The organism is Sphingomonas dokdonensis, from assembly GCF_002197685.1.
Taxonomy (GTDB): Bacteria; Pseudomonadota; Alphaproteobacteria; order Sphingomonadales; family Sphingomonadaceae; genus Sphingomonas; species Sphingomonas dokdonensis.
Map to the genome: position 1 here is coordinate 42,357 of NZ_NBBI01000009.1, position 10,040 is coordinate 52,396.

Sequence of the window (10,040 nt, forward strand, 5' to 3'; positions counted from 1 at the left end):
GAGGAATAAAGCGTTTATGTTTGAAGACCGGGTTTTGCTGATTACTGGGGGTACGGGCTCCTTCGGTAATGCCGTGCTACGTCGCTTTCTCGATTCTGACCTTCGCGAAATTCGCATCTTCAGCCGCGACGAGAAGAAGCAAGACGACATGCGGCAGCGTTACAATAGTGACAAACTGAAATTCTTCATCGGCGACGTGCGCGATCAGAAAAGCGTGAATGCTGCTGTGCGCGGTGCTGATTTCATCTTTCATGCCGCGGCGCTGAAGCAGGTGCCTAGTTGTGAATTCCACCCGCTGGAAGCCACGCAGACCAATGTCATCGGTACTGGCAACCTGCTGGATGCGGCAATCGAATACGGGGTCAGCAAGGCGATCTGTCTCAGCACGGACAAGGCCGTGTACCCGATCAATGCCATGGGCATGTCCAAGGCATTGATGGAAAAGACCATGGTTGCGAAGTCGCGCATTGTGTCTGGTGACAAAACAATGATCTGCGGCACGCGCTACGGCAATGTGATGGCGTCGCGTGGCTCTGTTATTCCGCTGTTTGTGGAGCAAATCAGAAACGGCAATCCGATCACTGTCACTGACGGCAACATGACACGGTTCATGATGACTCTGGAAGATGCGGTGGATCTGGTGATCCACGCCTTTTCCCATGGTCGCCCTGGCGACATCTTCGTGCAAAAGGCGCCGGCTGCCACGCTGACCGACCTTGCGCGGGCGATCAGTGAAATGATGGGTGTTCCCGACCATCCGATCCGTACCATCGGTGCCCGCCATGGCGAGAAGCTCTATGAATCGCTCCTGACGCGCGAGGAAATGCGCGTTGCGCAGGACATGGATCGTTATTACCGCATTCCGGCCGACATGCGCGATCTAAACTATCGTAAATACTTCGAGGAAGGCGCGGTGATCGAGCGGGACGAGGAGTATCACTCCCACAATACCACTCGGCTCGATGTTGAGGGCACCAAGAAACTGCTGATGAAGCTGTCGTTCATGCGCGCTGCCGCAGAAGGACGGCACGAGCCAATCGAAACCTGAACACACATCGTGTCAACCGTTGTCCGTACTTGTCGGGTCGAGGACACGCCCGGCCCGTTTCGCGATCTTGCCTGGCAAGTCTTTTTCGCAAGCCGCGGGCGGGGCGTGTCACTGGACGCGCATTTTCCATGGATCGGGGGTGGCGGGCGTGACGATCGCAGCTGGCTGATGGAAGTCGATGGGCGCCCGGCCGCGATGTTGTGTGTGCGTCGTGGCATAGTCGCCGATGTTCATTTCAGCGCAATCGGCCTGGTATGTACCGCACCGGATTTCGAGCGTCGGGGCTTTGCGACCCGCTTGCTCAAAACGGCGCTGGACGCAATCGGCGAGGACGCGCCTGTTCTCCTCTGGACATCGCAGCACGCTTTCTATGCGCGGCTTGGCTTTGAACTCATTGATCCGACGCTTGTGGCAGCCTGTGTCTTCCCACCAGAGATAGCCGTAGACCGTCATGGCACATGCTGGCAGCGCTACGATTGGACGGCGCGGGATCGTGTGTCCCCTTGCTTTGGGGGGCAGCGCGGCGTGCCCACTTTTGTGACCAGTGTCGAGCGATGGTCGTTGATCGATGATCCTGCCGAGTTTCTTGTTCTTTCGCCGGGAGACAAAGCGCCCATTGTATTGGAGATGGGGCTGTGCGGTGAAGCGGTGGCGAGAGAGCTTGCCGCTTTGAAGGTTGCGCGCGCGGTGCTGAACCTACCGCGGCATGTTCCTGCCATCGACCAATTGCAGGCCGCAGGTGTCGGTGTGGCAATGCGGGAGACGGCTATCGCTATGTGGCGGCCGGGCCGGTTCGATCGCGAAGAAATTATGCAATGGGACATTCCCTTGCTCGACCGCTTCTGAGCGCGGCGACGATCACGATCCTTGTTGTGATCGTTTTCGGAATATAGAGAAACCGCCAATGTCCATATCGCTCCGATCACGCCGGATTGCCCTGCCCAGCATTTCTTCCATCCTCCTGCTGGGGCTACTAGGCACCCTGTGGATTGCTGGCGGTGCGTCGCGCGGCGACGTGTCGGGGCAGGTGATTGTCAGGATTGTGGCAACGCTGGTGATCGCTGCGGCGCTCTTACTTGGGCAGCGCCCCCAACGTGATGCGCTAATGCCGGTGGCTGGTCTGCTGGCCGCCACGGCTATGCTGGCTCTGGTTCAACTAATCCCGTTGCCGCCGGGATTGTGGCAGGCATTGCCGGGCCGTGAGATTTTTATTGAAGCGGCAAAGATCAGTGGCGAGCCGCAGCCATGGCGCCCGCTGGCGATTGTGCCGGGTGGGGCGATCAACTCCGCCGCATCGCTGCTAGTGCCCACCGCTGCCTTGCTGTTGATCGCGCAGCTGAGAGAGGACGAGCGCGCTTGGCTGCCCGCGGTCCTGCTGGCGGTGATTACCGGATCTACCATCGCCGGCCTGCTGCAATTTTCCGGAATGGGATCAAACAACCCTTTGATCAACGATAGTGTCGGGCAGGTAAGTGGGACATTTGCCAACCGCAATCATCTGGCGCTTTTCCTGTCTCTAGGTTGTTTGGTGGCGCCAGTGTGGGCATTTCGCGAAGGGCATAAGCCGGGGTGGCGCGCGCCTGTTGCGCTGTCCCTCGTGCTGCTGTTTGCGCTTACCATTCTTGCCACCGGATCACGCGCCGGGCTGGTGCTGGGTGCCGTGGCGCTGGTGATCGGGCCTGCCATGGTGCGTAGTCAGATTGCGCGGGCGCTGCGTCGTTATCCGCGCTGGGTGCTTCCGGCGATCGTCGCCGGGGTCGTGGCGATCGTTGTTATTCTCGTCTTGGCAAGTGTCGCCGCTGACCGAGCCGTATCCATCAATCGTGTATTGGCGGTAGATGCAGGTCAGGACATGCGCAGCCGCGCCTTGCCGACGGTGTTTGGCATGATTGGAACCTATTTTCCGGCTGGTGCGGGCTTGGGCGGATTTGATCCGCTGTTTCGGCTGCACGAACCGTTCTCCCTGCTGAAGGTGACCTACTTCAACCATGCCCATAATGATTGGCTTGAAATAGTGCTGGATACCGGTGTGGCCGGGGTATTGCTGTTGCTGGTAGCCGTGGGCTGGTGGGCATGGGCCAGCGTTCGTGCGTGGCGGCATGATGGCACGACACTTGGTCGGCTTGGATCGGCCATGCTGCTGTTGGTGATGATCGCAAGCCTGTTCGACTATCCCGCCCGCACGCCGATGATGATGTCAACGATCATTCTCGCGGCGGCTTGGCTAGCGTGGGGAAGTGCGCGCGGCGCTGCTTTACCCGCGTCAAGGCGGCATCTATAGCCTGCCAGCTTCCATCCCGTCTGGATTATGCCAAGCGCATGCGTAAGATTTGTCCTGTATTATTGGCGATCGCCTTGACGGCCTGTGGTGGAACGCCGCGGCTGGAATCGACATCGCGGCTAACGGTTGTCGAGGATAGTCGTGGTCTACCGGCGCCGGATCGAAACGATCTGACCGCCGCAGATCGTCCCTCGCTGATCGGACCGCTCGATACGATCCAGGTCGATGTATTCAATGTGCCGGACCTCAGCCGCGAACTGCAGGTCGATGCCAGCGGCCGTATTTCAATGCCGCTGGCCGGAACGATTGACGCTCGCGGCAAGACTTCCGCCGAGTTAGCTAATGCAGTTGAGGCCGCATTGCGAGGACGCTACGTCCGCAATCCGGAAGTCACGGTCAACATCAAGAGCTCGGTAAGTCAGGTCGTGACGATCGATGGCCAGGTGGTTGAACCTGGGCTATATCCTGTCACAAATCAGATGACGTTGTTGCGCGCCGTTGCCTCCGCCAAGGGATTGGCGGAATATGCCCGTGAAGACGATATCGTTATTCTAAGAACGGTGAATGGTCAGAAAATGGCCGGGCTCTACAATGTTTCCGCTATTCGGCGTGGAATGTATGATGATCCTCCGATCTATGCCAATGATGTAATTGTTGTGGGGGATTCTCCGCAGCGTCGTCTGTTCCGTGACTTTATTTCGCTGTCGCCGCTGCTTGCGGCGCCATTACTGGCGATCCTGCAGAGGTAAGCGCGTCGATTATGAACCCGTCTACCTTTAATACGCGGAGCGCCGCCGGGGCTCCCCTGCTCACCAATGCGCGTGGGCTCGAACCAGAGCGCTTGCCGATTATTCGCCAGTACATGCATATCGCGTTGCGCTGGCGCTATGTCATCATCGGCATCACTGTGGCCTGTATCTTACTTGGGCTAGTCGCAACGCTACTCATGACGCCGAAATATACTGCCGAGGTGACGGTAGAAATTTCGCGTGAGTCAAACAGAGTAACCGATTTCCAAGGCGTGGAGCGCGAAGCCAGCGTTGCCGATCAGGAATTCTATCAAACACAGTACGGGCTTCTGCAGTCACGATCGTTGGCAGAACGCGTGGCAACACAGCTACGGCTTGTGGATGACAGCAAGTTCTTTGAGCGTTTCGGGGTGTCGGATAGCGATCCGGCTTTTCAAGAGGTCAATGGGCGTTATCCAGCATCCGGCCGGGCGGTTCGTCAGCGGATCGCAGGTGAAGTGCTGCTAGATAATCTGAATGTTACGCCAGTACGTCTGTCCCGCCTTGTTGATGTATCATTCACCAGTCCCGACCCAGCGTTCTCAGCGAAAGTCGCCAACGCGTGGGCTGAGAACTTCATCCAGACCAATCTGGAGCGTAAAATTCAGGCAACATCCTACGGGCGCAACCTACTGCAGCGGCAACTGGGTCAACTGAAGGAGCGTTTGAACGAGTCCCAGCGGCAATTGGTGGCTTATGCCTCCGCACAGCGAATCATAAACCTTCCGGCGCAATCGGGCGGCGACGGAAGACTGACCAGCGAACGCTCAATTATTGCTGATGATCTTGCCGCGCTTAATGCTTCGCTGGCGCAGGCGACGGCAGACCGTATTCAGGCGGAGGCACGCTACGAACAGGCTGGTCGGGCCGGGGCATCAACAGAGGCTTTGCGGAACCAGGCGATCAACTCGCTGCGTCAGCGCCGCGCCGAACTGGCAGCGGATTATCAAAAGCTGATGACGCAGTTCGAACCGGAATATCCTGCGGCAAAAGCGATTCAATCCCAGATCGATCAGCTCGATCGCTCGATCGGTCGTGAGGAAGGGCGAGTGTCTGGCTCGCTGCAGGCTGATTATCGCGAAGCAGTGGAGCGTGAGCGCGCCTTGAATAGCAAGGTGGAGCAGCTCAAGGCGAGCTACCTCGATCTGCGGCGCAGGAGCATCCAGTACAACATATATCAGCAGGAAGTAGATACTAACCGTGCGCTGTATGATGGTCTGCTTCAGCGCTTCAAGGAAATCGGCGTTGCTGGCGGCGTGGGCGTTAACAATGTGACAGTTGTTGATCCGGCCGATATCCCGCAACGTCCCTCCAGCCCCCGGCTTTTGCTCAACTTGGCCCTGGCGGTGATCGCCGGTCTTGGTCTTGGTGTGCTGGCGGCTTTCGCGCTCGAGCAGATCGACGAATCCTTTGCTGATCCTGAAGAGGTGGAACGGCGGCTTGGTCTGCCGCTCCTCGGTTCGGTGCCCAAGCTCACGGAAGGAACGCCCAAGGAGGCGTTGCTCGACCGCAAGTCGACTCTTGTGGATGCCTATTTGGCAGTGCAGACGAACCTCACCTTTTCCACCGAGCACGGTGTGCCGCGTTCCTTTGCCGTCACGTCGACCCGTCCGGCTGAAGGCAAATCGACCACAGCGCTTGCACTCGCGACGATGCTTGCCCGAGCGCAGCGGAAGGTCATTCTCGTGGATGGCGACATGCGCTCACCATCAGTGCATCATCTCGGCGGGGTCGACCACGATCGCGGCTTGAGCAATTTCCTGGCCGGCCAGGATGACATCACGTCGCTGACCTTCCCAATGAGCGATCTTGGCTTCACCGCCATGTCGGCGGGCCCGATCCCGCCAAATGCCGCGGAACTGCTGACGGGCACGCGCTTGCAAACATTGATCGAACGTTTGTTGCAGAGCTATGATCATGTTGTGATCGACTCCCCGCCGGTCATGGGCCTGGCCGATGCGCCGCTTATTGCCAGCCGTGTGGAAGGGGTAATTTATGCTGTGGAATCGCACGGCATTCGTTCGACCATGGTTAAAACCGCTCTAAGCCGGCTCGCCAGCGCCAATGCACGGGTTATCGGCGGCGTCCTGACCAAATTCGAGACTGGCAAGGCGCATCACGGCTATGGCTATGAATATGGCTATGGCTATGGCCGAGACGACAAGGCGGCGCGTAGCTGATGGGCGAGCGTGCCGGTGCGCGCTGGTCACGACGCGAATGGGCAATTCGTGGATTGCTGGCGTTGATGGTGCTGGTGGCCGGCTATTTAGGGGTGTGCCAAACCCTGGCGGCATCGCTGAGAGCGAGCCATCCCGAACGCGCGCATCGACTTGCGCCCTACGATGGTCGGGCGTCGGCCCTGTTGGGGCGAAAGCTGCTTAGTACGGCAACCACGCCATCGGAACGGCTAAAAGCGCGCCGGATGGCGCAGGCGGCATTGCGACAGGATCCGACCAGCGTTGCCGCTGCGGCGACACTGGGCCTTGTTGCGCAGGTAAACGGCGATTCCGCTGCGGCGCGTACCATCTTCGCTTATGCTGAGCGCCTGTCGCGACGGGACATACAGACGCAATTATGGGCTATTGAAGATGCGGTTAGTCGCGATGACGTTGCGGGAGCGCTGCGGCATTATGATATCGCACTTCGAACCACGCGGCGAGCGACCGATCTTCTGTACCCCGTGTTGGGCACCGCAATCAGCGATCCCGTGGTGCGAACCGCATTGGTGCGGACACTAGCGCGTAAGCCGGCGTGGCAGGACAGTTTCATCAGCTATGTCTCGGTAAATGGCCCCATTCCCCGGGCAACCGCGCTGCTTTTTCAGATGCTGCATCAGCGCGGACATCAATTGTCCGACGAGGCAACGGCGGCGGTAACGACGAAGTTGATCCGAGACGGCGCGTTCGAGGACGCTTGGCGCTATTATGCTTCGGTTCGCCAAGGTGCGGATCGCCGTTCATCGCGCGATCCGGCGTTCCGCGCGATGTTTGCCGAGGCCACACCCTTTGATTGGATGCCGATCAATGACAATGGTGTCAGCGCGTCGATGCAGCGAGGCGAAAGGGGCGGCGTTTTTGAGTTCGCGGCACCATCAAGCGTCGGCGGTACGGTGCTGCGCCAGCAGCAGTTACTGCCATCGGGATCCTATTCGCTAGCCGGGCATAGCAGCGACATCGACCAGCCAGAAAATAGTCGCCCTTATTGGGCTCTTAGTTGCAGTGACGGGCGCGAACTCGGCCGCGTGACGCTGCCGCCTTCGTCGCAGAAGAGAGGTGCCTTTTCAGGCATCCTTGCAGTTCCGCGCGATTGCCCTGTGCAGATGCTTGAATTGATCGTTCGGCCGTCGGATGCCGTATCTGGAGTTAGCGGCCGGATTGAGCGGGTTGAATTGCGTCCAGTCGCTCGATCCAGCAAGCAGGCTGGGCAATAAGATGAACAAGCTGGCATTTCTTTTTGGCCCGGCAGTATATGTGACGTTGCTTGTGGTGCCACTGTACCTCCCAAGCAGCGCTGCAATGGCGCAAGAGGCGCCTGTCGGGCAGACCGCGCAATCGTCCGTTGGCCAAATCGGGCAGCGGCAAACACGCGATCAGGCCGCGCCCAGCATTGAACCGATGCGCCGCATCTCCAACCGTCTGCAAAATCGCATTCAGACCCGTATTCAAAGCCGGATTGATCGAAACCAAAATCCGCGTGCCACCACGTTGTCGCCATTCGCTGTTGCCGATGAGGAAACTCGCACCTTGGGCCGCCCGCAGCGCTGACGCAAAGCTAGTGTAGAAGCTGTTCCAATCAGGCCGTCAACAAACTATCACATCTATGATAATGTCCTTTATCAATCTCTGTTAATCGCATCTGCGGCGTTGCCTGCACGCCCGCGCCATTAACCAGTTTTCCGTATCGCGCTTCTAGAACGCCGGCATGGATGATGCCCGCATGATCTCGCCGTCCGGCACGCTGGGTCGGATGGTGCTGTACCTGGCGGCCGCGCTGGTGGCGCTGGCGGTGCCCAAGGCGATGATCGTCACGCGCTGGTATTTCCTCCATCAGGACGCGCCGGCCGCCATCGCGATGATCGGCCTGTTCGTGCTGGCGATGCGCTGGACACCGGGGTGGCGCTTGCCGACCGCAGCACCTTCCATGCGCCTCGTGCTGGCGATCGCGCTGCTGCTCGCGCTCGCCCTGTGGTGGGGCACCTATGCGGTCATGCGCGATTATCCGCTCACGCGCGACGAGCTGATGGTCGGGTTCGACGGCGCGATCTTCGCTGCCGGCGCGCTGGCACTGCCGCTGCCGGCGCTGTGGAGCGGCTATGCGCTGGCGCTGGTGCCCGATTTCCTGCTCGACGTGCCGGGCCACGCCTTGCTCGTGTCGAACTATATGCCGGTGAACGCAGCACTGCGCGCGGGCGTCGCGCAGGTGGCCGATCCGGCGCTGCTGAATCCGCTGCTCGCAGCGGGCGGGCTGGTCCTGCTGCATGGCCAGGCGCGCCGGCTGTTTCGCGATTGTACCGGCGCACGCTGGGTCGTGCTGGCGGGCTATCTGCTGTCGGCGCAGATCCTCGTCACCGCGATGACGCCTTACGCGATGACCGCGCATCTCGCGTTCAATCTCCTCTGGCTGTCGCTGTTCCTGCGCGATCGCTGGTGGTCGCATGGCGCGGCGCTGCTGGTCGGCGTGGCTGCGATCGGGCTGCACCAGGTGGTGTTCCATCCCCTGTTCGCCGGGCCGTTCATCCTGACGCTGCTGCCTCAGCGCCGCTGGCGCCTGTTCGGCGTCTATGCGCTGGCCTATGCCGCGGTGCTGCTGTTCTGGATCGGCTGGCCGCAGATCGTGGTGGCGACGAGCGGCATCGCGATCGACCCTGCGGCCGGCGCCGGAACCGCAGGCGGGGCGAGCTTCCTCCACGATCGCGTGCTGCCGCTGCTGCGCAATCGCGATCCGCGCACGATCCCGCTGATGCTCTACAATCTGCTGCGCGCCACCACCTGGAACGCCGCCTTCGTGGTGCCCTTCGCGATCCTCGCGCTGCCCGCGATCCGGCGCGGCGAGGGGCTGGCGCGGCCATTGGTGGCGGGCGTGCTGCTGACCCTGCTCGCGATGACGGTGCTGCTGCCGTATCAGGGGCATGGCTGGGGCTATCGCTACCTCCACGGGCTGCTCGGCAATGCGATCCTGCTCGCGGGCTATGGCTATCGCGAGATCGCGCGCCGCGCGCCGCGCGAAGCGGAGGGGCTCGCCCTGCTGCTCGCGCTCGGTACGCTGCCGATCCTTGTCTGGCAGGTCGTCACCGCGCACCGTTTCGTCATGCCCTATGCGCAGCTCACCCAGCTGATCGAGCGGCAGCGCAGCGACGTGGTGATCCTCGATACCGAGGCGCCGTTCAGCGCGATCGACCAGGTGCGCAACCGCGCGGATCTTTCGAACCGCCCGCTGGTGGTCTCCAGCGTGCATCTGTCGCCCGAACAGGTCGCGGCACTATGCGCGCGCAGCACGGTGACGCTGCTCGGCCGCGCGCATTTCCCACATGTCGGCTTTGCCCCCGGCACGCCGGCCGACGCGACGCTCTTCGCCCGCCGCACCGCCCCGATCGCCGGGCGCGCGTGCCTGCGTGCGCCGGCGCGTTAGTTTGATCCACGTACGTGGAAGCTGCGCCGGCCCGCCTCTGATCCAGCGTTGCTGGATCAGACTTTAAACCGCGGCGACCCGCCGGCGCACTGCCCAGCGCGTCATCAGGAAATTATAGACCAGCATCGCCGCCGTGGCGGTCGGCGCGGCGATCGGCATTGCCAGCCCCAGCGGCCCGCACAACAGCGCCACCATCAGGCTCGCGATCACGACGCCCGACAGCGAGCCAAGCAGATAGCGGCCGAAGCTGCCCCACGACATCGCACCGCGAAACGTCCAGCAGGCGTGCGCGGGA

Annotated in this window: 9 protein-coding genes; 8 read left to right on the forward strand and 1 reads right to left on the reverse strand. The window is 60.9% G+C overall.

Going from position 1 to position 10,040, the window contains the following annotated elements:
• The first annotated feature begins 16 nt into the window (after positions 1-16).
• The 8 genes from SPDO_RS15305 (at position 17) to SPDO_RS15340 (ending at position 9,745) form a co-directional block, all read left to right on the forward strand.
• On the forward strand, positions 17-1,048 hold the full coding sequence (locus SPDO_RS15305; RefSeq protein ID WP_088368393.1) for a polysaccharide biosynthesis protein: 1,032 nt from the start codon (positions 17-19) through the stop codon (positions 1,046-1,048).
• 9 nt (positions 1,049-1,057) lie between these two features.
• The gene (locus SPDO_RS15310; RefSeq protein WP_143559674.1) at positions 1,058-1,894 is read left to right on the forward strand and encodes a GNAT family N-acetyltransferase; all 837 of its coding nucleotides are present in this window, start codon (positions 1,058-1,060) and stop codon (positions 1,892-1,894) included.
• Positions 1,895-1,952: 58 nt separating this feature from the next.
• On the forward strand, positions 1,953-3,329 hold the full coding sequence (locus tag SPDO_RS15315) for an O-antigen ligase family protein (RefSeq protein ID WP_158212220.1): 1,377 nt from the start codon (positions 1,953-1,955) through the stop codon (positions 3,327-3,329).
• A 38-nt stretch (positions 3,330-3,367) separates the two neighbouring features.
• Entirely contained in the window at positions 3,368-4,078 is a 711-nt protein-coding gene (locus tag SPDO_RS15320) for a polysaccharide biosynthesis/export family protein (RefSeq protein WP_088368396.1), read from the forward strand.
• An 11-nt stretch (positions 4,079-4,089) separates the two neighbouring features.
• Complete coding sequence (locus tag SPDO_RS15325) at positions 4,090-6,297, forward strand: GumC family protein (RefSeq protein ID WP_088368397.1); 2,208 nt, start codon at positions 4,090-4,092, stop codon at positions 6,295-6,297.
• Positions 6,297-7,547: a tetratricopeptide repeat protein gene (locus SPDO_RS15330; protein ID WP_143559675.1), complete on the forward strand. Its 1,251-nt coding sequence runs from the start codon at positions 6,297-6,299 to the stop codon at positions 7,545-7,547. Before SPDO_RS15325 ends, SPDO_RS15330 begins: the two co-directional genes overlap by 1 nt.
• 1 nt (position 7,548) lies before the next feature.
• Positions 7,549-7,881 carry a hypothetical protein gene (locus SPDO_RS15335; protein WP_088368399.1) on the forward strand — a complete coding sequence of 111 codons (333 nt, stop codon included), beginning with the start codon at positions 7,549-7,551 and terminating at the stop codon, positions 7,879-7,881.
• A gap of 157 nt (positions 7,882-8,038) precedes the next feature.
• Entirely contained in the window at positions 8,039-9,745 is a 1,707-nt protein-coding gene (locus tag SPDO_RS15340) for a hypothetical protein (protein ID WP_088368400.1), read from the forward strand.
• Positions 9,746-9,808: 63 nt separating this feature from the next.
• On the opposite strand, the gene SPDO_RS15345 is transcribed toward SPDO_RS15340, so the two are convergent.
• On the reverse strand, positions 9,809-10,040 hold a 232-nt coding region (locus SPDO_RS15345; RefSeq protein WP_143559676.1), incomplete at its 5' end, for a GtrA family protein.

Excerpts from the sequence above, each read along its gene's own strand:
- SPDO_RS15325 (WP_088368397.1), top strand. The coding sequence starts at position 4,090 with ATGAACCCGTCTACCTTTAATACGCGGAGCGCCGCCGGGGCTCCCCTG.
- SPDO_RS15330 (WP_143559675.1), top strand. The coding sequence starts at position 6,297 with ATGGGCGAGCGTGCCGGTGCGCGCTGGTCACGACGCGAATGGGCAATT.
- SPDO_RS15320 (WP_088368396.1), top strand. The coding sequence starts at position 3,368 with ATGCGTAAGATTTGTCCTGTATTATTGGCGATCGCCTTGACGGCCTGT.
- SPDO_RS15340 (WP_088368400.1), top strand. The coding sequence starts at position 8,039 with ATGGATGATGCCCGCATGATCTCGCCGTCCGGCACGCTGGGTCGGATG.
- SPDO_RS15305 (WP_088368393.1), top strand. The coding sequence starts at position 17 with ATGTTTGAAGACCGGGTTTTGCTGATTACTGGGGGTACGGGCTCCTTC.
- SPDO_RS15335 (WP_088368399.1), top strand. The coding sequence starts at position 7,549 with ATGAACAAGCTGGCATTTCTTTTTGGCCCGGCAGTATATGTGACGTTG.
- SPDO_RS15315 (WP_158212220.1), top strand. The coding sequence starts at position 1,953 with ATGTCCATATCGCTCCGATCACGCCGGATTGCCCTGCCCAGCATTTCT.